Consider the following 21,570-nt stretch of genomic DNA (forward strand, 5'->3'; position numbering starts at 1 on the left):
TGGCTCGAAGGGAGTACCTCCGTGGACAAGAACGATATGATCCTCGTCAGCGTCGACGACCACATCATCGAACCGCCCGATATGTTCGCCAACCACCTGCCCGCGAAGTACGCCGACGACGCGCCGCGCCTGGTCCGGATGGAGAACGGCGCCGATATGTGGAAGTTCCGGGATCGGGTGATCCCGAACGTGGCGCTCAACGCCGTCGCCGGCCGCCCGAAGGAGGAGTACGGCCTCGAACCGGAGGGTCTCGACGAAATCCGTCCCGGCTGTTACAACGTGGACGAACGGGTCAAGGATATGAACGCCGGCGGTGTGCTGGCGCAGATGAACTTCCCGTCCTTCCCCGGTTTCGCCGCCCGCCTTTTCGCCACCGAGGATTCGGACTTCTCGCTGGCACTGGTGCGGGCGTACAACGACTGGCATATCGACGAATGGTGCGGCGCCTACCCCGGCCGTTTCATCCCCATGGCGCTTCCGGTGATCTGGGACGCCGAGCTGTGCGCCGAGGAGGTGCGCCGGGTATCGAAGAAAGGGGTGCATGCGCTCACCTTCACCGAAAATCCGGCCGCGCTGGGCTATCCGAGTTTCCACGACGCGTACTGGAATCCGCTGTGGAAAGCCCTGGTGGACACCGACACCGTGCTCAACGTGCACATCGGCTCATCCGGCAAACTCTCCATCCCCGCCACGGACTCCCCGCCGGACGTGATGATCACACTGCAGCCGATGAACATCGTCTCCGCGGCAGCCGATCTGCTCTGGTCACGCCCGGTCAAGGAGTACCCCGACCTCAAGATCGGACTTTCCGAGGGCGGTACCGGGTGGATCCCGTACTTCCTGGAGCGCATCGACCGGACCTTCGATATGCACTCCACCTGGACGATGCAGGACTTCGGCGGCAAACTGCCCAGCGAGGTGTTCCGTGAGCACTTCCTGACCTGCTTCATCAGCGACCCGATCGGTGTCCGGCTGCGCCACGAGATCGGCATCGACAATATCGCCTGGGAAATGGACTACCCGCACAGCGATTCCATGTGGCCGGGCGCACCGGAAGAACTCAGCTCGGTGTTCGAGAGCGAGAACGTCACCGACGACGAGATCCACAAGATGACCCACCTCAATGCCATGAAGTGGTACTCGTTCGACCCCTTCACTCACGTGCCGAAGGAAAAGGCAACCGTCGGCGCCCTGCGCGCCGCCTCGGCCGACCACGACGTCAGTATCAAGGCACGTAGCCACCAGCAGACCACTGCCACAGAGAAACTGGCCGCCTACCGCTCACAGATCGACGCGGCGACCGCGCACACCGCCACCGAATAGCGGCATCCGGCGATCGCGAGACCGACGGCCGGACCGAAAGGATACGAAATATGACGACGACGCTGGATTATCTCGCCGTAGACGTCGACAACCACTACTACGAACCGCTGGACGCCTTCACTCGCCATCTGCCCAAGGAGTTCAGAACTCGCGGCGTGCAGATGGTGACCAGCGGAAAACGCACGCTCGCGCTGATGGGCGAGAAGGTCAACCACTTCGTCCCCAACCCGACATTCGACCCGATCGTCGAACCGGGCTGCCTCGATCTGCTGTTCCGCGGAGAGATTCCCGAGGGCGTCGATCCGGGTTCACTGATGAAACTGGACCGCCTACCGGATCACCCGGAGTACCAGAACCGCGAGGCCAGGGTGAAGGTCCTGGACCGGCAGAAGCTGGAAACCGTGTTCATGCTGCCGACCTTCGCCTGCGGCGTGGAGGAGGCACTCAAACACGATATTCCCGCCACAATGGCCTCGTTGCACGCGTTCAACCTGTGGCTGGACGAGGACTGGGGCTTCGATCGTCCCGACGGCCGGTTCATCTCGGCGCCGATGATCTCCCTCGCCGACCCCGAAGCCGCCGTCGCCGAGGTCGACTTCGTACTGGAACGCGGGGCGAAACTGGTGCTTGTTCGTCCCGCGCCGGTCCCCGGTATGACCGGGCCCCGCTCCCTCGGCGATCCGCTGCACGACCCGGTGTGGGCGCGCTTGGCGGAAGCCGGCGTACCGGTGGGTTTCCATCTGTCCGACAGCGGCTACCTCGCCATCGCGGCACTGTGGGGCGGGAAGGCGACCTTCGAAGGGTTCGGCAAGAAGGATCCGCTGGATCAGCTCCTGCTCGACGACCGCGCGATCCACGACACGATGGCCTCGATAATCGTGCACCAGGTGTTCACCCGCCACCCGAAACTCAAAGTGGTCAGTATCGAGAACGGCTCGTACTTCGTCTACCGGCTGATCAAACGATTGAAGAAGGCGGCGAATACCGCACCTTACCACTTCACCGAAGATCCGGTGGAGCAGCTGAAGAACAATGTCTGGATCGCGCCCTATTACGAAGACGATGTCAAACTCCTCGCCGAGACCATCGGCGTCGACAAAGTGCTGTTCGGTTCCGACTGGCCACACGGCGAGGGACTCGCCGATCCCACCACATTCACGGCGGATATCCCGCAGTTCCCGGAATTCTCGTACGAGGACACCCGGAAGGTGATGCGCGACAACGCTCTCGAACTGCTCGGAGCGAAGGTTCCCCTCGGCGGGTCCGACTGACCACCCACGCCGGCAGCGACCCGGGCCGCCGCCGGATTTTCGGCGACGTTCGCGCGGGATGCCGCACGGTTGCCCGGGCATCTGGCCGCGAGGTGGTTCACTGGGCCCATGACCTCGCAGTTCAGGAGTGTCGATCGCCCACACCCGCCGGTGAAGCGGGCACTGCACGATCTGGCCGCGTATCTGAGCATGCCCACGACCTACCCCGACGGCGAGGCGACGATCACCGGTATCAGCCAGGATTCGCGGCTGGTCTCGGCCGGTGAGGTGTACGCGGCGCTGCCCGGGGCGAACCATCACGGCGCCGATTTCGCCGGTGAGGCGGCCGCACGCGGCGCCATCGCGGCGATCAGCGACCGGCCCTGCGCGGACCTCCCGACCTTCGTGGTCACCGACCCGCGGCGCATACTGGGCCCGCTCGCCTCCTGGCTCTACGGCGAACCGTCCCGGCACCTCGACGTCTTCGGCGTTACGGGAACCAATGGAAAGACCAGCACGAGCTACCTGCTCAGCGCCGGCCTGAGCGGAGCAAGCATAGAGAACGGGCTGATCAGCGGTATCACCATCCGCGGACCGCAGGGCGCGCACCCGGCGGTACGGACCACTCCGGAGGCCGGAGAACTGCAACGCACACTGGCGGCGTTGCGCGCCCACGGCGCCGACGCTGTCGCGATGGAGGTGTCCAGTCATGCGCTGGCACAGTATCGGGTCGAGGGGACCCGTTTCCGTGTCGGTATCTTCACCAACCTGAGCGCCGACCACCTCGACTTCCACCGCGACCTCGACGACTACTTCTCGGCGAAGGCCGCGCTGTTCTCGCCCGAGCGCAGCGATTGCGCTGTCGTCTCGATCGACGACGAATACGGCAAACGCCTCACAGCCACATTGAACATCCCGTACTGCACCTTCTCGACACAGACCCCGGCCGCCGACTTCTACGCCGACCGTATCCGTGCCGACGAGCACGGCACCTCGTTCGTCCTACACGCGCCCGGTCGCCGCGCCACGGTCGAGCTGAAACTGCTGGGCGCACACCAGGCCGATAACGCGCTCGGCGCGATCGCCGCACTCACACAGAGGGGAACAGATCTCGACGCGGCCATCGGGGGCATGGAAAGCCTGGACTGCGTACCCGGCCGTATGCAGCGGATCGACGCCGGGCAGCCCTTCCTCGCATTCGTCGATTACATGCACAATCCGGCGGGCCAGAAGCGGCAATTCCCCTACCTCCGATCCTTGACCACGGGCAAGGTCATCGTCGTCATCGGCGCCACGGGCGAACGCGACCCGGGGAAACGCCGACCGCTGGGGATGACGGCGGGCCTGTTCGCCGACACCGTCGTCGTCACCGACGAAAGCCCTTTCGCCGAGAACGCCGCCGCACTCCGCCGCGATATCGCCGCCGGGGCCCGCACCGCCCGCCACGCCGAAGTCATCGTCCAACCCGGCCGCGCCGACGCGATCGCCCTGGCCACCACACTCGCTCGACCCGGTGATGTCGTAGTCGTCGCCGGCCGAGGACACGACCCCGTACAAACATTCGGCGACACAACCCATGCATTCGACGACCGGGACGAATTACGCCGCGCGATACAACAGCACCCGGCCCTCCAACGACTGCGATAGGTCACGCCGGATTACCGCCGCCGGGTACTCCGACACCGCGCCCGGGGCCGCCGCTCACGGCTACCATGCGCCCGGCAGGTGGAGTCCGCGCCGAGGCCGGATCCGGTGTCGGTTCGAAGTCCGGGGCGGGTCAGGCGCCCTGCCCCTGTCCGCGGGGCCGCCATCGGCCGAAGCCGCCTTCGGTATTGATGATCTGCCCGGTGATCCAGGCCGCCTCATCGGTTGCCAGCCATGCGATCAGTCGGGCCGGGTCTTCGGGACGTCCGTACCGGCCGAACGGGAACATGGGCTCGACCAGCTGCCACATCTCCGCGGTGAGATAGCCGGTATCGACCGGGCCGGGGTTCACCGTGTTCACCCGGATGCCCCGATCGGCGAGTTGGTCGGCCAACGTAGTCGTCACCCCGGCCAGCGCCGCCTTCGCGGCCGCGTACGCGACTTCGCCCGGTAACGGACCGAGTGCCTGCCCGGAGGTCATGAACACCACCGACCCGCCCGGCCTGCCGTCGTGCTGACCGGCGAATGCCTGGGCCAGCAGGATCGAGGACCGGGCGTCTATGGCCCAGTGCCGGTCCAGTTCCTGGGCGGTGATCTCGCCGAGCGCACCGTCTTCCCCGGTCAACGCATGGTTGCAGACCAGCACGTCGATATGACCGGCGGCGTTGACAGCGGCGTTCATCAGCCGTTCGGGTTCGGCGGGGTCAGCGAGGTCACCGCCCAGTTCGACCACGGAAGCTTCCGGCAGTGCGTGCCGGCGCACCCCGCCAACGACAGTGTTCAGATCATCGGCACCCCACTCCTGTTGCCGATCGTGCGGCCGGAAGTGGTGCAGTACGAGGTTCGCACCGTAGGACGCCATGGTGCACGCAATGGCGAAGCCTATTCCGGCCCGTCTGCTCGCCCCCGTTACCAGCACGGATCTGTTCCGGAGGGGGAACGGTTCACGCCCCACCGCCTGCCCCGTCCCGCCGGGGAATTCTGTTGTCATCGCTCACTCCTTCCCGAGCGGTTCGCCTCGTCGTATCGCGTTTCCCGGCCGGTTGTTCGCACGGTGTCGGTGCTTGTGGCGACGAGATCGGATCGGGTCCGGCAGGCTTGCCTGCGACCGACAACGATTCCGATCACGACGAGTACGGCGCCGGTCAACTGGTACCACGTCGGGTTCTCGCCGAGTAGAAGTGCACCGAGCCCCACACCGATCACCGGGGTCAAGTAGGTGACGGTGGAAGCGAAGGGGGCTCCCCACCCTGCGACGATATTGGTATTCCAGATGTAGGCGAGGCCGGTTCCGAACACCCCGAGCGCGACCGTGCTCGCGACAACGGCAGGCGTCAGGGCCACCGAGTGTGCGTCGACGAGTGGGGTCATCGCCAGCAGCAAGGCTGCCCCGACGCCGACCTGGACCGCTGCCACCGAGACGGCGGGGAGGCCGAGCGGCGAGACGAACCGGCGGAGGTAGACGAATGCAATGCCGTAGCAGGCGGTCGCGATCAGGCAGGCCAACTGAGCAGCCGAACCGCCTACCGCCCGTGTTCCGTCGAGCTGTCCCGGAAGGAGCACGACCAGCACTCCCGTCAGGCCGAGGCAGAGACCGGAAAGCTGTTCTGGGCGCGGACGTTCGGCGCGCAGCGCCACCAGCGTGACACATAGCGTCATCAACGGTGTGGTCGCGTTGTAGATGCTCGACAGCCCGGAATCTATACGCTGGCCGGCCCAGGCGAACAACGTGAACGGCACAACACACAGGAACAGCGAGACGACGCCGATATGTCCCCAGGCCCGTATCGACGCCGGCAGCCGGATTCGGAGAGTCACGACGATCACCGCCAGCGCGATACCGCCGAAAACCATCCGGGCAGTCGCGACCTGGAAGGGGGACAACCCGTCGAGACCGACCTTCATCAGTAGAAAGCTCGATCCCCATGCCACGGACAAGGCGACGAACTGCAGCGGCAGCAGGCGTGAGCGCGGTGGGTCGGACAACCGCGGACCTCCTTTCGACGAGTGGTAGCAGGCGATTACGCCACCATCGATTTCAACTCGGAGCGGCGTGAGGTTCCGGCGGGAAACGGACGTAACGTTCGAGAGTTACCGTGGCGCGGCCCGGCCTATGGGATCGCGCCGGAGCACGCCGCAGCCGCGGCGGAACGGGTCACCGTCAAACCCGACGCCCGCCAGGTGAACGCGACGGAACACCACATCGCGAAAGCGGTGACCAAACTCGCCGAACTGGGCCTGGTGGATTCCCACGGCGGCCGCACCGGGGGCATCTTCCTCACCGATCACGGGCGCACGGCCACCGTCGGCCAGATCGTGCGCGGCCTGGAAGGGCGCGGCGAGGTCGTGGAGTGCGTGGGCGCCAACCCTTGCCCGCCGGCCGCAGCGTGCCGGTTACGGCATATGCTGGCCGACGCCCAGGAGAGTTTCTACCGGGATCTGGACCGGTACACCCTCGACGATCTTGTCGACAGCCGAACCGTAGGAATCAGTTCCACCGAAAATCGAATCACACTCTTTCCCGGGACGTTCCACCGCTCACCTCGATCTGCTCACCGGCCTGTTCGACCGCAGCAATCAGGCGCAGGGCGGGCAACAGCGGGCGCTGGCCGCATCGATAGCCACCTTCGCCACCCATCTGGTGGATCCGGCACTGCCACATCCGCGGGAGATGCTCGCACCATCCTCGAGCTCTGGGACGAACAGCCCACCGGCGACGGCCGGGCCGGCACGCTCACCTTAGCCGACCTCGAACTACCCACTGACGCCAATTACTACCTGTGCGGCGGCGAGGGATTCCTACGGCACGAAACCATCGCCGATCTGCCGGATCGCGATACCGGCGATAAAAACTGCGCCGGAGTAGGTCAAGGTATCGGCGGCGCGGGATCGGGGCGTAACGCGGCCAGGGCGAGACGGGCGTAGCGCCGCCACACCTGCGGGTCGCGGATATCGAGCTCGATGAGCGCGCGGGCTACACCGGACACCAGGATCTGCACATCCATCCCGGTGGCGTCCGCGCGCAGGCTGCCCTGCCTGCGTCCCAGCGTCAGCAGCTCTTCGAGCCGATCCCCCAGCCGCTGGTCGAGTCCTTCGAAACCGCTGAGCACCTCGACCATCAACCGGTCCTGGGCCAGGCGGGCGGTCACTTGTTCCAGTAGGTCCTCGAGCGCGTGGTAGGCGTCGTCGTGCGCCGCCGCGACGGCGGTGGCGGCGAGTTCGTGGAACCACTCGATATGTTGCTGTGCCAGCGCCCGCACCAGATCGGCTTTGGTCGGGTAGCTGCGGTAGACCGTGGCCTTGCCGACGCCGGCCCGGGCCGCGACCTGCGGAATGGTGGCGCCGATCCCGTGCTCGGTGAACACTTCCCGGGCCGCGGCCAGCACCCGTTCGTGGTTCAGCCGGGCATCCGCCCGGCGACCCGCCCAGTTCTGTGCGTCATCGTTGTGCGCGTCGTCGCGCGTGGTGTCCGGCTGCGCTGCCGTCCGACCGGTCATGGTGTCGCCTCCACGAAATCCGCTCCATCCTGCCGGATCGAGACGCACGTCTCATCCCGGGAGCAGGGTGAGTTGCTCCACAACTTCCTCGGCGAAGTGGACCCTCGGGTCCACTCGCTTCTACCCTGAGCATAACCGGACCACAAGGTCCACATAATCGCTCGGAGGAAAGCGCATGGCGTGGCAGTTGTTCCGGCTCGGCCGCTGGTCGTTCGTGCACCGCAGGGCGGTGGCGGCGATCTGGGTGGTGCTGCTGGCCGTTCTGGCGGTCGGAGCGGCGACATTATCAGGCAAGACCAGCGATAAATTCGAACTGCCCGGTATCGAATCCACCCAGGCCTTCGAGCTCATCGAACAGCGCAGCCCGCAAGCTTCCCCGGACGGTGCGACCGCGCGCGTGGTGTTCGAGGCACCCGCGGGCCGGTCACTCACCGAACCGGCGTACAACTCGGCGGTCGCCACGGCACTGCGCGAACTGTCGACCGAGAACGTGCAATCGGTGGCCGACCCCTTCACCGGCGGTACCCTCTCCCCCGACGGCCGGGTCGGCTACGCCGCGGTGACCTACAGCAAAACCGCCAACGAACTCGCCGACACCGACCGATCGGCGCTGGAAACCGCCGCCCACAATGCGGAAGACGCCGGCCTGGACGTCGCCATCGGTGGTGACGCGCTGACCGAATTCGAAATGCCCCTGGCCGAGGTGGTCGGTATCGCCGTCGCGCTGCTGGTACTCGCGATCACCTTCGGATCGCTGGTGGCCGCGGGCATGCCGCTGCTCACCGCGCTCGTCGGCGTCGGTATCGGGATGCTCGCCATCACCACCCTCACCGGATTCGTCGAACTCGGTTCCACGACGCCCGCTCTGGGCACCATGCTCGGCCTCGCGGTCGGGATCGATTACGCCCTGTTCATCATGTCCCGCTACCAGAGCGAGGTCCGCGCCGGTCGTTCGCTCGAGGAAGCGGCCGGCCGGTCGGTCGGCACCGCGGGCTCGGCGGTGGTCTTCGCGGGTGCCACGGTCATCATCGCCCTGGTGGGACTCGCGGTGTGCAATATCGGGTTCTTGACTCAGATGGGCCTGGCCGGCGCGTTCACCGTCGCGATCGCGGTATTCATCTCGCTCACTCTGCTCCCGGCCATCCTCGGCTTCGCCGGCGACAAGGTCATGAAGGGCAAGCCGCGCTATCTGAAGCAGCAGACCGGCGAAACGGAATACCGGACGCACGGCCGCCGCTGGGTGGAAGGTATCGCCCGGCACAAAGGGCTCGCCCTCGCAGGCGGTATCGCCGTCGCCGCGGTGGCCGCGCTCCCGATGGCCTCCATGCAGCTCGCGCTGCCCGACGATTCCAGCAAACCCGCCGGCAGCGATGCCCGCATCGCCTACGACCTGATCTCGGAGAACTTCGGTGCCGGGGCCAACGGCCCGCTCGTCGTGGTCGTCGACACCGCGAATGCGCCCGATCCCGCGGCGGCCGTGCAAACGGTCACCGAGGACCTGCAGAGCATGGCCGCCGAGGCGGACTCCGATATCGCCACCGTCGTCCCGGCAGTCACCAGCGATACCCCCCAGGCCCGTCAGATATTCGCCCAGCAGCTCGAAACGGTCGGGTTCGCCACCATCACCGTGGTCCCGGCTTCCGGACCGTCGGATCAGGCCACCAAGGACCTGGTCGCCGATATCCGCACCACAGTCGCCGATCTACCGGCCGACACCGGCGCCCGCGCCCTGGTCACCGGCCAGACCGCGGTCGGCGTCGATATCGCCGGCAAACTGACCGAGGTGTTCCCGATCTACCTCGCCGTGGTGGTGGGTCTGGCGATCTTCCTGCTGATCGCGGTGTTCCGCTCGATCTGGGTACCGGTCAAGGCCGCACTGGGCTTCCTGCTCTCGGTCGGTGTCGCGCTCGGTGCCACGGTCGCGGTCTTCCAATGGGGCTGGCTGAACGAACTCGTCGGCCTGGACACCACCAGTCCGGTGCTGTTCATCCTGCCCATCCTGCTCACCGGAATCCTGTTCGGGCTCGCGATGGACTACGAGGTCTTCCTCGTCACCCGGATGCGTGAGGCCTACGTCCACGGGACCCCCGCGCGGCAGGCGGTGATCGACGGGTTCGCCCACAGTGCCCGCGTGGTCGTCGCCGCCGCGATCATCATGATCGGAGTCTTCGCCGGATTCGCGCTCGTCGACGATGTGATCCTGAAATCCATCGGATTCGCCCTCGCGGTGGGCGTCCTGGCCGATGCGTTCCTGGTCCGCATGCTCATCGTGCCCGCGGTCATGCTGATCGTGGGCGAGCGGATCTGGTGGATGCCGAAATGGCTGTCCCCGCTCGTACCCGCCTTCGATATCGAAGGCGAAGGACTCGCCAGGCGGCTCGATACCGAGCGTGCGGAGCCCCTCGAGGAACGAGTGCTCACCGGGAGCTGAGCGGGTAGCCACGCGGCCCGTGTATCCGAACCGCAATCTCCTCATGGTGTAGGCGAGGTGGTCGCGGGTACGCGGGCCGGCGTGAGTACTGCGAGGACGAGACCGGACGGCACAGTCATCCGGAAGGCCCGTCGCCCGGGCCGCGTGTCCGCATGGTGGATAACGGTCCTGTCGGCCACTGCCCTGGTGTGATTCGATCGGGTCATGACAGACAGCAATGCGGAATCGCGCATCGTATCGGCGAGTCGTGAGATCGCGGCACCGGCACACGAGATCTTCGAATTGATCGCCGACCCGGCACAGCAGTCACGGTGGGACGGTAACGACAATCTGGCCGAAGCCCCCACCGGGCAGCGTGTCTCGCGGGCAGGCGAGGTGTTCACCATGACGCTGACGACCGGCGCGGTGCGCCACAATCGAGTGGTCGAATTCGAGGAGGGCAGCCGTATCGCCTGGCTGCCTGCGGAACCCGACCGTCAGCCACCGGGGCACCTGTGGCGCTGGGAGGTCGAGCCCATGAGCGAGGCGCGCAGCCGGGTGACCCATACCTACGACTGGTCGCAATTGAGTGATCCGAAACGCCTCGAACGAGCCCGGGCCACGACGACCGGCAAGTTGATGGCATCTCTCGACAACCTCGCCCGGCTCGCCGAGGAACACTGAAGCAGCACCGGAATTCTGCCGTCGGCACCGGGCGGTCGCCGCAGAGGTTCCGGACCCGGCGAGTGGATTTCCGGTATCACCCTGCCGCTGCCGTGCTGCGCATCCGGCGGGCCACCCGGTCCCGCTCCTGCGTTATCGCGCGGCGGCGTTCCGACATGGCCTCGGCGGGCGACTCCCCCGCGGTGATCGCCCGGTACACGGCCACCACATCCTCGATCCCCTCCCGGGCGCCGACGCCTGCCGCGGGGGTGATCGCGTGGTCGGCGTCACCGACAAGCACCACCGGAGACGCGGGTGGCAGCGCCGGCCCGAGTGGGACATTGCGGGCGTTGGAAACATGTACCCGGCCGGTCGCGGCCACCAGTTCCGCGGTCAGCTCCCGGACCGGTCCAGGAGCTGCCGTTACGACGGCTTCGGCCCATTCGCCGACAGGCCGCACTCCGGTCTCCGCATCCGGTAGCGGCGCCCGGGTGATCCGCAGGAACCACAGGGCCGCGGCAGTCCCCGGCCGCCAGATATGCCCGACAGTGGCTGCCGGCCGGGAACTCGAACCGGCCGCGGCGTCGAAGTGCAGGACGGAGGGGGTGGTCGGGCAGTGCACCGCATGCTCTGTCATGCCGTACACGACCACATCGCCCGCATATTCCGTGGACCGGTGCGGTTCGATACCGGCACGCGCCACCGAATCGATACCGTCGGCCCCGATAACCAGGTCCCGGGTCGTCACCGTACGGCCACCGATCCGGAGCACGGTGCCGACTGCGGGATCGACCCGGACCTCGGTGACCGGGTCGCCGTAGCGGATTTCGGCGCCGGACTCGAATGCGTACCGATTCAGCACGGCCATAAGATCGCCGCGCAGCCAGAACCGGTGCCCCTCACTGGGGCGTCGCCGGGTGACACCGTCGTCCGGGGTGTACCGCAGTTCGTCGAGCGGGTACGACGCGGCATGGAGTTCCTGCTCCGGCACGCCGAGTTCGATCAGGCCGCGATGCCCGCGACCGTCGAGGATCAGGAAAGCTCCGCCCCCTTCCCCGCGGCGCTGTTCGTAGACGGTGACCGGGCGGCCGGATCCGGCCAGCGCACCGGCCGATGCGGTTCCGGCGATTCCCCCGCCGAGGACAGTGACCATCGGAGATCCTTCCGTTGTGGTGCGCGGCCTGCCGCCGGTGCCGCACCCTAACCGACGCCGCCCGACACGCCGCTACTCAGCCGCGACCCGCGTGTGTTCCGAACGTCACATGGCCGAGGCGAACTCCGCACCGACGGCATCGACAGCACGCAGTCCGGCCCGGTCGAGCCGTCGGAAAGTGTCTGTACCGACAACCGGCGGAATGCCGGAAATAGGTATGTATCGGGCTGTTCGACCGACGCGGTCCGGGCGGGACCGGCAGATGCTGGAAGCTGTCCACCAGTATCCGAACACCGAGGCTCGAAGATGCGATATCGACGTTCTGACCCGTGTCGAGACAACTGCGAAAACACTGCGGAATGCAGGCCGGACGCCCTGATGATCCGCCGGTGCGTGGCGTGTCGTAGGTTGTTCGCGCCGTCGGTGGTGCGCTGTTCGTCGTGTTCGTCCGAGGATGTCGAACGCGTGGCGGCGGCCGGCACCGGATCCATCGTGTGCTGGCGGGTCGTGGAATATGCCGCAAACGCACTGGTAGATCCCGTACCGGCGATAATCGCCATCGTCGAACTGGACGAAGGTCCATGGGTGTACACCACGGTCGAGGGCGAAATACCGCAGACCGGGGACCAGCCGGTACGGGTGCGCTTCCAGGCACCGCCGTGCGGCAACCGGTTCCCGATATTCGCGGTACTACCGGACCGGGCCGTCTGTACGGCATAACCGGCCGGGCGGTCCATAACGAGGTCGTATCTGACCGGGCACCTACCGGTTTCCGCATCTCGCCGCCGAGCCCACTCGGGGATACAGTTGACGGTGGCGAGAGGTGAGCGCATGACGACCGGTGCCCACACACATATCCGGCGGGTCGTTTTCCGGCCATGACCGCCGGGGATCCGCTGCGAACGCGTCGTGAGTCGACGACATCGGTCGCCGCGGAACTGGACGCGGCCGGTTTCACGGCAGCCACCGAAATCGGGCGCGGCGGATTCGGGGTCGTCTACCGCTGCACCCAGCAGGCGCTGGATCGCACGGTGGCGGTCAAACTCCTCACCGGCGAAACCGACGAGGACAACCGGGCCCGGTTCGTGCGCGAACAGCGCGCTATGGGCCGCCTCACCGGGCACCCCAATATCGTCCCCGTGCTGGAGGCCGGGGTCACCGACGGCGGGCGCCTGTACCTTGTGACGCCCTATTACCCGTCGGGTTCGCTCGAGCACCGGATCCGCCGCCACGGGCCGTTGCCGGCGGCCGACGCACTGCAACTCGGAGTGAAGATCGCGGGCGCACTCGAGAGCGCGCACCGGCTGGGGGGTCGTGCACCGGGACGTGAAACCCGGGAACATCCTGCTCACCGACTACGGGGAGCCGGCGCTGACCGATTTCGGTATCGCCCATATCTCCGGCGGTTTCCGGACCGCCGAGGGCACCGTGACCGGGTCCCCGGCATACACCGCACCGGAAGTCCTGGAGGGTGATACCCCGACACCGGCCGCCGACGTCTACGGCCTGGGTGCGACGCTGTTCAGCGCGCTCACCGGCCATGCGGCATTCGAACGCGGGACCGGCGAGAAGATCGTGACCCAGTTCCTGCGCATCACCAGTCAAGCGCTGCCCGATCTTCGAGAGAACGGGATACCCGGCGATATCATCGACCTCGTGGAAGCGGCGATGAGCCGGGATCCCCGGGCGCGCCCGTCCGCGGCTGCGTTCGGGGAGGACGCGCGGCGCGTGCAGCGGCGCGACGCCGAACGGGCCGCCGTACTACTGGGCGCCGCGCACGGACTGGCTCCGGCGGGAAGCCAGGTGACGACGGTATACGGCAATATGGCCCGCTACCACGAGGAGTGCGAGGAGCAGGCGCGTCACACACTGGGCGATCGCGGTTACGATGCCGCCCGGCGCCGGGGTCTGGCGATGAATATGGACGCCGCCGTCGCCTACACGCTCGGAGCGCCGGCGACCGAGGCCCCTACCGGGTCCGCGGCGGTTACGCTGACCAAACGTGAGCGCCAGGTCGCCGATCTGGTGGCCCAGGGGCTCAGCAACAAGCAGATCGCGGCGAAACTGGTGATCTCCCAGCGCACCGCCCAGAGCCATGTGGAGCATATCCTGACCAAACTCGGTTTCAGCTCCCGCGCCCAGATCGCCGCCTGGATCACCGAGAACGCCCGCGACTGAGCGCCGCTGCGCGACGGCCTCACCGCCGTCCCGAATTCCCGAGCCCGGAGGTGCTGCCACCGCGGCAATCCACCAACGGACCCGGCCCGCCGCTGATACGCGGCCGACCTCGCGAACCTTTACGAAGGAAAATTCACGGGCGGAAAAGCCGTGCGCGCGAGATGATTCATGCCGTGAACAAGTACGAGATCGAAAGCCTGCCAGACATTCCCACCGACCGGAGCAACGATGCCTGTCCCTGACCATCCCGAACGTCCCGACCTCACCGGCTGGCGGCGGCGCCAGCAACTCCGCCGATCCAGTGCCGCACAACCCATCCCCTCAGGGAAGAGCTACCGGCGTAAGCCCAAACATGCCCGCGACCAGAGAATCCGCGACGCGCACCGGTGAATTCGCGGCGACCCGATGATTCGCCGGATCGTCACTGCCGCCGGCTCATCCCCGCACCGCCCCGCGCCGCCATCACCGGGCTACTGCTCGGCCGCGTTCGCGACAGCCATTGTTCGCGATCTGCGCGTATCGGCTGCCCGGCCGTGTTTCGGTCCCTTGGCACTTGCACAGCCTGGCACGCTCCGATTTGCCGATTCGCTCGGCGTCCGCTGTGATCGGTGCACGTGAGCGGAAACAGGATCGTTTCGATGGCCACCGGCCGCGGCGCGCTGGGACGGCGGGGGGTGTTGCAGGCAGGGGCCATCGCCGCCGCGGGCGTTCTGGCCGCGCCCCACGCCCAGGCCGCTGCGCCGGTGTTCTGTCACGGTGTCGCCTCGGGCGATCCGCTTCCCGACGGAGTCATCCTGTGGACCCGGGTGACCGTAGACCCGGGCGCGGTGCCCGGATCGGGTGCCGGCGCCCCGGCCGGTGTGCGTTGGGAGGTGGCCGCCGACGAGGGATTCACCGAGATCGTGGCATCGGGTACCACGACCGCCACCGCCGACAGCGACCACACGGTGAAAGTCGACGTACGGGGTCTCGCTCCCGCGCGGTACTACTGGTACCGGTTCAGGGCGCTCGGCGAAGTATCGGCCGTGGGCCGCACCCGGACTGCGCCGGCCGTCGCGGCCACTCCTCCGCGACTGCGCTTCGGTGTGGTGTCGTGCTCGAACTGGGAAGCCGGATATTTCGCCGCCTACCGGCATCTTGCCGACCGCGATGATCTCGACGGCGTCGTTCATCTCGGCGATTACCTCTACGAGTATGCGGCGGGGGCGTACGGTGGCCGTTCCGGGTCCGTCCGGCGGCACGACCCGGTGCACGAGATCGTCTCGCTCGCCGATTACCGGGTCCGTCACGGTCAGTACAAGACCGATACCGATCTCATGGCGTTGCACGCCCGGGTACCGTTCATCTGTACGTGGGACGACCACGAATCGGCCGATAATTCCTGGTCCGGCGGCGCCGGGAATCACGACCCCGCCACCGAGGGCGACTGGCCCGCGCGCCGGGCCGCCTCTGTGCGTGCCTACCTGGAATGGATGCCGGTGCGGGCCGAGGGCACGGCCGCGGCGCCCCGGATCTACCGGCGGTTGCGGTTCGGCACTCTGGCCGAGCTGTCCATGCTGGATTTACGCAGCTACCGCGATGCTGCGCCGCATCTCGGCTCTCCGGACAGTGACGACCCGGCCCGCTCTCTCACGGGATCGGCGCAGATGGATTGGCTCACGGCCGGGCTGGTATCGGGTTCGGCGCGCTGGCAGCTGGTGGGCAACTCGGTGATGATCTCGCCGCTGGCGTTCCCGCCGATGGATCCGACGACGACGGCCGCGGTGACCGAGGTCCTCGGGATCCCACGGGAGGGTCTGGCGCCCAACACCGATCAGTGGGACGGGTACACGGCCGACCGGCGGCGGCTGCTGACGGCCCTCGCCGACCGAAAGGCGACGAATATCGTCTATCTCACCGGTGATATCCACAGCTCATGGGCTTCGGACGTGCCACTCGACGCAGCGGCCTATCCGAACGGTCCCACCGCGGGGGCGGAGTTCGTCGTTCCGTCGGTGACCTCTCTCGCGATAGGTGATCTACTGCCCGGCCCGCCGCGCACGGGGACAGTGGCGCTGGAGAACTCCCTCCGGACGCTCAACCGTCATATCCGCTACACCGAGCTCGATTCGCACGGTTACGGGGTGGTCGATATCGCCGCCGAGCGGGTGCGCATGGAGTGGTTCTATACCGCGGATGTCACCGACCCGGGCACCGGAGTCGCTCTCGGCGCGTCCTGGGTTCTGCCCCATGGTGGCCGGCTCCGGCCCGGAGCCTGAGGCCACGCACTCGCCGATCCGACCCGGCCGGGCAATTCTCGACGAACTGGCCGGCCGCGACAGGTAGACGTTGTTCGAACTGTGCGGGCGACTGACCATGATGCACGGCCTGTCGTCCACCCGGCAGGCGATCTCCCAGCATCCGGACCAACTGGCTGCCGCGGGCCCGGTTCGCACGCATCGCGACGGGCGGCACAAATTTCTTTATCCCGACCGCGCGCCCCCGTGGGTCTCACCGACCGCTGGCTGGAGGAATAGTGTTGCGGATCGGTATCACCAGCATCTACATCGACGATCAGGCACAAGCCCTGCGGGTGGTTCTACGAGCGAACGCCCCGGGATGTACTCGTTGTTCCTGTCTCCCGCTGTGGACTCCGAGTGGGCCGGGCTATCACCGGAAGTGCCTGCACCGAGGCGGCTTTGCCGCGGCGTCGGTCGGCCGTGTGGCGAACCTGTCCCGCGGCGACCCGACCGCATCCCCCACGCCCGCGGCCCGGCGCGCCGCCCGCTGGAGCGGGCCGGCGATCAGGCCGTGTATCCCCCGTCGACGTCCAACGTCTGACCGGAGATGAAGTCCGCCCGATCCGAGGCGAGGAAGGCGACCGCTTCGGCGATATCGTCCGCATTGCCGAAGCGGCGCAGCGGAATATTGCCCCTGGCGATCTCGAGGGCCGATTCCTCGAGATCGCCGGACCCGATCAAACGTTCGGCCATTCCATCGGTGAGCATGCCGGGGCCCACACAATTGACCCGCACGCCGTAACGCCCCTCCTCAACGGCCAATCCCCGGGCCACCGCCTCGACCGCACCTTTCGTCCCGGCCGACAGCCCGTCGCGGACCGGGTACCGCCGGGTGGCGGCAGTCGTCACGGCGACCACGGCACCACGAGATTCCCGTAGTAGCGGAAGCGTGGCGTGCATCAGATTGAAGAATGCCGCGGAATCGCCGAGGAGCTGGTCGCGGTATTGCTGCGGCGAGACCCTGCTCAGGTGGACCATCGGGACATGGGGGCCGGCGGCGTATACCACCGTGTGCAGGCCACCGAAATGTTCGCGGAACTGTGCGACGCTCTCGGTTACCGCGTCCGGATCCGCCAGATCCAGTGGCCATGCCCGGCCCGAGCGCCCGAGTCCCACCACGTCTTCGGTCAGCGTGTCGGCCTTCGCCCGGTTCACCCGGTAGGTGAAACCGATATCGCTGCCTCGCCGGGCCAGCAACCGCACCACCGCGGCACCGATTCCACCGGTCCCGCCGGCTACCAGCGCGGCCCCGGGGCGCCCGGAAAACTCGTCCACCATCACGCCTTCAACCAACCAAGCAATTGCTTGCTTAAGCCTAGCAGTACATCGTCCACCCCCTGATCACTGCCACCGATTCGGGACCGGTCCCGAACCTCGGAAACACAGGCCCGCACCGGCCGCCCTCCCGAGGGGCCGCAACGACAGGTTCGCGTTGGCGCCACACGAACGCGGCGACCTGCGCGCCCGCCCACTATGGCCTGCTGTTTTCCGGGCAACAGGGTGTTAGTGTGAACATATGTTCGAATCCGATGGCGGCCTCCGGGGACGTGGGCGCACACACCACTCCCCCGGACCCGGCCCGCGGGCTCGGATCGCCGCGCGACCGCAGGCGTCGATCCTGCACGCCGATCTGGATTCGTTCTACGCCTCGGTCGAACAGCGGGATCAGCCGCATCTGCGCGGTAAACCCGTTTTGGTCGGCGGCGGGGTCGTACTGGCCGCCAGTTACGAGGCCAAGGCACGAGGGGTCCGGACTCCGATGAATATCGGGCGGGCGCTGCAGTTGTGTCCGGAGGCGATCGTGGTGCCGCCGCGGACGTCCGAATACGCGCAGGCCAGCAAGGAGGTGTTCGCGATCTTCTTCGATACCACTCCTGTCGTGGAGGGGATCTCCATCGACGAGGCCTTCCTCGATGTCGCGGGCTTGCGCCGGGTCGCCGGAGAGCCGCGCACCATCGCACGGGAACTGCGTGCGCGGGTGCGGCGCGAAGTCGGTCTGCCCATTTCGGTGGGGATCGCGGGCACCAAATTCCTGGCCAAGGTCGCCAGTGCGGCATCGAAACCGGATGGATTACTGCTGGTCGAGCACGGCGGCGAGCTCGAGTTCCTGCATCCACTTCCGGTACAGCGACTCTGGGGCGTGGGACCGGTGACTGCCGAAGCGTTGCGCGTGCACGGGATCGAACGGATCGGGCAGCTGGCCGAACTCGGCGAACAGGGGCTGCGGCCGATCGTCGGCCGGGCAGCGGCCCGGCATCTGCACGCCCTGGCCTGGGCGCGCGACCCACGCCGGGTGGAAACCGGGCGACGGCGCCGGTCGATCGGCGCTCAGCGCGCGCTCGGGCGCCGGGCGCGGACCCCGGACGAAATCGAGGCGTATCTGCACGGTCTCACCGATCGCCTGGGCCGGCGGCTCCGGAACGCGGACCGGGTCTGCCGGACGGTGGTGCTGCGTCTGCGTTTCGACGATTTCACCCGCGCCACCCGTTCGCATACCCTGCCCGACTCGACCGATCACACCGAAACGATCCTGCGCACGGCTCTCGGCCTGCTGACTGCCGCCATGCCCCTGATCCACGAACGCGGGCTCACCCTCATCGGGTTGGCGCTGACCAACCTGGAAGACGCGGACCCCCGCCAGCTCACGCTGCCGTTCGAGCACGGACCCGGCCCGGAATTGGATACGACACTCGACGAGGTCCGGACCCGGTTCGGGTCGAGCGCCGTGACCCGCGCCGCGCTCCTCGGCCGGGGTGAAGGACTTTCGGTTCCGCTACTGCCCGATTGATCGAGTCTCCCGCCTCCGTGCGCATCACCGGCACCACGAACTGAACAATCGACCAACCGCATCTGGACGAACGTTCAACAGTGTGGTTCGCTGCCACACGACAGGAAAGGAACCGCGATGGCAGCGACACCCGAACCCCGCACCGCCACCGGCCCGTCCGGCGATCGGCCCGCGGCACTTCCGCGCCGGACCGTGCTGGCAGGTGCCGCAGCGGGAACCTTCGCCCTCGGCTCGGTCACCACGTTCGGTTCCGCTACCCCTGCGACAGCCGCGCCCGGATCCGGCGAATACCTGATCGGGATGGGGATTTCCGATATCACCGGGCCGGCGGCCGAATGCGGCATGATGGGGTACTCCCAGCAGGACCAGACCACCGCCGGAATTCATCTGCGGCCCCGCGCCCGCGCGTTCGTCATCGCCGCCGGCACCGAGCGGGTGGTGTTCGCGGTCGCGGAGAACGCGATGATCTTCCAGTCGGTGCACCGGGGCGTGCTCACCGAACTGGCGCGGCGGTTCGGCGATCTCTACACCGAGCGCAATGTCCTGCTCACCTCCACGCATTCGCATGCCGTCTGCGGTGGCGCGGCCCACGATTACGCCTACAATCTGTCGATTCTGGGATTCCAGCAGCAGGTCTACGATGCCGAGGTCGGCGGGCTGGTCGAGGCCATCGCCGCGGCGCATGCCGATCTGGTGCCCGGCACTCTGGCGCTGGGTCGCTCCGAACTCCACGATGCGAGCGTCAACCGGTCCCGGGTCGCCTTCGACCGCAACCCCGCCGCGGACAAGGAGCACTTCCCGTCTGCCATCGATCCGGCCGTCACTGCGCTGTCGATCGAGCGGGGCGGCCGACCGGCGGGCGCGATCACCTGGTTCGCCACCCACAACACGTCGATGACGAACAAGAACCGGCTGATCAGCTCGGACAACAAGGGTTATGCGGCCTTCGCCTGCGAACACACCGACCATGGTGTCCGCTACCTCGACGAGGGACCACCGGATTTCGTCGCCGCCTTCGCGCAGACCAATGCCGGTGACATGTCGCCGAACCTGAACCTGCAACCGGGTTCGGGGCCCACCGACAACGAATTCGACAACACCCGGATCATCGGCGAACGGCAGTACAGCGCCTCCCGCGCGGCGCTGGCCGCGGCACGTCCGCTGGCAGGCCCGGTGGGGTCGGTGTTCTGCTATATCGATCTCGCCGATATCGCCGTGGACGGCCGGTTCACCCCGGACGGCGTGGCCCGCCATACGGCACCCGCCGCTGCCGGGGTCTCCCTGCTGGCAGGCAGTATCGAGGACGGACCGGGCCTACCCGGCGCGCCGATTCCCGAGGGTGTGCGCAATCCGTTCATCGACACACTGGGCGATCCGCACACGCCCGCGCCCGGCTGGCTCGCCGATGCCCAGGCCCCCAAGGCGATCGCGGTGCCGTTCAGCCTGCTACCACCGGCTTCTTGGGTGCCGAATATCGTGCCGATTCAGATCGTGCGGATCGGTGAGTTGTACCTGGCGGCGGCCGGTGGCGAGTTCACCATCGTGGCAGGCCTGCGGGTGCGCCGGGCCGTGGCGGCGGCACTCGGGGTGGATATTGCCCAGGTCCTGCTGCAGGGCTATGCGAACGCCTACCACGAATACGTCACGACCCCGGAGGAGTACGACGTCCAGCAGTACGAGGGCGCGTCCACGCTGTTCGGTCGGTATACGCTGCCCGCCTACCAGCAGGAATTCACCCGCCTCGCCACGGCGCTGGCCGCGGGCACGACCGTCGCGCGCGGACCCGCCCCGCGCGATATCTCGCATCTGCAGCCGAATTTCGTGCCCGCGCCGGGCCCCGATACCGCCCCGCCGGGATCCGATTTCGGCGCGGTGCTCACCCAGCCGGCACCCTCCTACACTGCGGGCACCCGCGCGATCGTGGAGTTCGTGTCCGCCCATCCCAAGCACAACCCGCGCCGCAACGGCACCTTCCTCGAGGTCCAGCGATCGGTCGGCGGCCGCTGGACCCGGATCGCCAACGAAGGTGAATGGAATGTGCGCTTCTACTGGAGCAAACGCCCACCGGCGACCTCCCTCGCCACCTTCACCTGGGATATCCCCGCCGGCGCGCCGGCCGGGCGGTATCGATTCGTCCATTGGGCCGACCGCCTGTCACCCGGCGGAACCCTGCACCCGATCACCGGCACCAGCAACGAATTCGATATCCGCTGACGACCTTGCGGCTCGTACACCTGCCGATACTCGCGGACGGCCCTGTGCCCGCTCCCGAAAACCCGGACCAGAGCTGATATCGCGCAACTCCCAGCGCGGCAACCCAACTCCCGGCGTGGCGAGCGCTCAGCTCTGACACTGCGGCGATACACAACCGCGTCCACCTGCGCA

At 67.4% G+C, this 21,570-nt stretch carries 16 protein-coding genes and 3 pseudogenes; 14 read left to right on the top strand and 5 right to left on the bottom strand.

Going from position 1 to position 21,570, the window contains the following annotated elements; all coding sequences use genetic code 11:
- The first annotated feature begins 21 nt into the window (after nucleotides 1-21).
- From NFL01S_RS22720 to NFL01S_RS22730, 3 genes are all read left to right on the top strand, one after another.
- Complete coding sequence (locus NFL01S_RS22720; protein WP_157116826.1) at nucleotides 22-1,323, top strand: amidohydrolase family protein; 1,302 nt, start codon at nucleotides 22-24, stop codon at nucleotides 1,321-1,323.
- Between the two features lie 50 nt (nucleotides 1,324-1,373).
- Nucleotides 1,374-2,594: an amidohydrolase family protein gene (locus NFL01S_RS22725; protein ID WP_062978327.1), complete on the top strand. Its 1,221-nt coding sequence runs from the start codon at nucleotides 1,374-1,376 to the stop codon at nucleotides 2,592-2,594.
- Between the two features lie 108 nt (nucleotides 2,595-2,702).
- Nucleotides 2,703-4,220, top strand: a complete 1,518-nt coding sequence (locus NFL01S_RS22730) for a UDP-N-acetylmuramoyl-L-alanyl-D-glutamate--2,6-diaminopimelate ligase (protein WP_307615732.1) — start codon at nucleotides 2,703-2,705, stop codon at nucleotides 4,218-4,220.
- 130 nt (nucleotides 4,221-4,350) lie between these two features.
- On the opposite strand, the gene NFL01S_RS22735 is transcribed toward NFL01S_RS22730, so the two are convergent.
- Together NFL01S_RS22735 and NFL01S_RS22740 are read right to left on the bottom strand one after the other, a co-directional pair.
- Nucleotides 4,351-5,208 (bottom strand): SDR family oxidoreductase, encoded by an 858-nt coding sequence (locus tag NFL01S_RS22735; RefSeq protein WP_062978328.1) that lies wholly within the window; start codon nucleotides 5,206-5,208, stop codon nucleotides 4,351-4,353.
- Nucleotides 5,205-6,203, bottom strand: a complete 999-nt coding sequence (locus NFL01S_RS22740; RefSeq protein WP_063916019.1) for a DMT family transporter — start codon at nucleotides 6,201-6,203, stop codon at nucleotides 5,205-5,207. The genes NFL01S_RS22735 and NFL01S_RS22740 overlap by 4 nt, the downstream gene beginning before the upstream one ends.
- 21 nt (nucleotides 6,204-6,224) lie before the next feature.
- Between NFL01S_RS22740 and NFL01S_RS22745 the strand changes: the two are divergent.
- A pseudogene (locus NFL01S_RS22745) lies at nucleotides 6,225-6,677 on the top strand (RrF2 family transcriptional regulator); the annotation flags it as partial.
- A 76-nt stretch (nucleotides 6,678-6,753) separates the two neighbouring features.
- Nucleotides 6,754-6,897, top strand: a pseudogene (locus tag NFL01S_RS36150) (hemin transporter); the annotation flags it as partial.
- A 187-nt stretch (nucleotides 6,898-7,084) separates the two neighbouring features.
- Here the strand turns inward: NFL01S_RS36150 and NFL01S_RS22750 are convergent.
- Nucleotides 7,085-7,714 carry a TetR/AcrR family transcriptional regulator gene (locus NFL01S_RS22750; RefSeq protein WP_084493164.1) on the bottom strand — a complete coding sequence of 210 codons (630 nt, stop codon included), beginning with the start codon at nucleotides 7,712-7,714 and terminating at the stop codon, nucleotides 7,085-7,087.
- Nucleotides 7,715-7,889: 175 nt separating this feature from the next.
- On the opposite strand from NFL01S_RS22750, the gene NFL01S_RS22755 reads away from it, so the two are divergent.
- Together NFL01S_RS22755 and NFL01S_RS22760 are read left to right on the top strand one after the other, a co-directional pair.
- Nucleotides 7,890-10,145 (top strand): MMPL family transporter, encoded by a 2,256-nt coding sequence (locus tag NFL01S_RS22755; protein ID WP_062978329.1) that lies wholly within the window; start codon nucleotides 7,890-7,892, stop codon nucleotides 10,143-10,145.
- Between the two features lie 204 nt (nucleotides 10,146-10,349).
- Nucleotides 10,350-10,808, top strand: a complete 459-nt coding sequence (locus tag NFL01S_RS22760; protein ID WP_062978330.1) for an SRPBCC family protein — start codon at nucleotides 10,350-10,352, stop codon at nucleotides 10,806-10,808.
- Nucleotides 10,809-10,884: 76 nt separating this feature from the next.
- Here the strand turns inward: NFL01S_RS22760 and NFL01S_RS22765 are convergent, their stop codons facing one another.
- Nucleotides 10,885-11,940, bottom strand: coding sequence for an FAD-dependent oxidoreductase (locus tag NFL01S_RS22765; protein ID WP_062978331.1), 1,056 nt, complete (start codon nucleotides 11,938-11,940; stop codon nucleotides 10,885-10,887).
- Nucleotides 11,941-12,333: 393 nt separating this feature from the next.
- On the opposite strand from NFL01S_RS22765, the gene NFL01S_RS22770 reads away from it, so the two are divergent.
- From NFL01S_RS22770 to NFL01S_RS22785, 5 genes and pseudogenes are all read left to right on the top strand, one after another.
- Nucleotides 12,334-12,660: an OB-fold domain-containing protein gene (locus NFL01S_RS22770; RefSeq protein WP_245670835.1), complete on the top strand. Its 327-nt coding sequence runs from the start codon at nucleotides 12,334-12,336 to the stop codon at nucleotides 12,658-12,660.
- Nucleotides 12,661-12,818: 158 nt separating this feature from the next.
- A pseudogene (locus NFL01S_RS34685) lies at nucleotides 12,819-13,677 on the top strand (serine/threonine-protein kinase); the annotation flags it as partial.
- Between the two features lie 183 nt (nucleotides 13,678-13,860).
- Nucleotides 13,861-14,118 carry a response regulator transcription factor gene (locus NFL01S_RS37090; protein ID WP_245670847.1) on the top strand — a complete coding sequence of 86 codons (258 nt, stop codon included), beginning with the start codon at nucleotides 13,861-13,863 and terminating at the stop codon, nucleotides 14,116-14,118.
- A gap of 228 nt (nucleotides 14,119-14,346) precedes the next feature.
- Nucleotides 14,347-14,508, top strand: a complete 162-nt coding sequence (locus NFL01S_RS36155; RefSeq protein WP_168433911.1) for a hypothetical protein — start codon at nucleotides 14,347-14,349, stop codon at nucleotides 14,506-14,508.
- Nucleotides 14,509-14,756: 248 nt separating this feature from the next.
- A complete protein-coding gene (locus NFL01S_RS22785; protein ID WP_062978335.1) occupies nucleotides 14,757-16,376 on the top strand; it encodes an alkaline phosphatase D family protein in 1,620 nt (539 codons plus the stop codon).
- 525 nt (nucleotides 16,377-16,901) lie between these two features.
- Here NFL01S_RS22785 and NFL01S_RS22790 read toward each other — a convergent pair.
- Nucleotides 16,902-17,675, bottom strand: coding sequence for an SDR family NAD(P)-dependent oxidoreductase (locus NFL01S_RS22790; RefSeq protein WP_062978513.1), 774 nt, complete (start codon nucleotides 17,673-17,675; stop codon nucleotides 16,902-16,904).
- Nucleotides 17,676-17,913: 238 nt separating this feature from the next.
- Between NFL01S_RS22790 and dinB the strand changes: the two genes are divergently transcribed.
- Nucleotides 17,914-19,185, top strand: a complete 1,272-nt coding sequence (gene dinB, locus NFL01S_RS22795; protein WP_084493167.1) for a DNA polymerase IV — start codon at nucleotides 17,914-17,916, stop codon at nucleotides 19,183-19,185.
- 117 nt (nucleotides 19,186-19,302) lie between these two features.
- A complete protein-coding gene (locus NFL01S_RS22800) occupies nucleotides 19,303-21,399 on the top strand; it encodes a neutral/alkaline ceramidase (RefSeq protein WP_062978336.1) in 2,097 nt (698 codons plus the stop codon).
- Nucleotides 21,400-21,570 lie beyond the last annotated feature (171 nt).

Source organism: Nocardia flavorosea NBRC 108225, from assembly GCF_001613385.1.
Taxonomy (GTDB): domain Bacteria; phylum Actinomycetota; class Actinomycetes; order Mycobacteriales; family Mycobacteriaceae; genus Nocardia; species Nocardia flavorosea.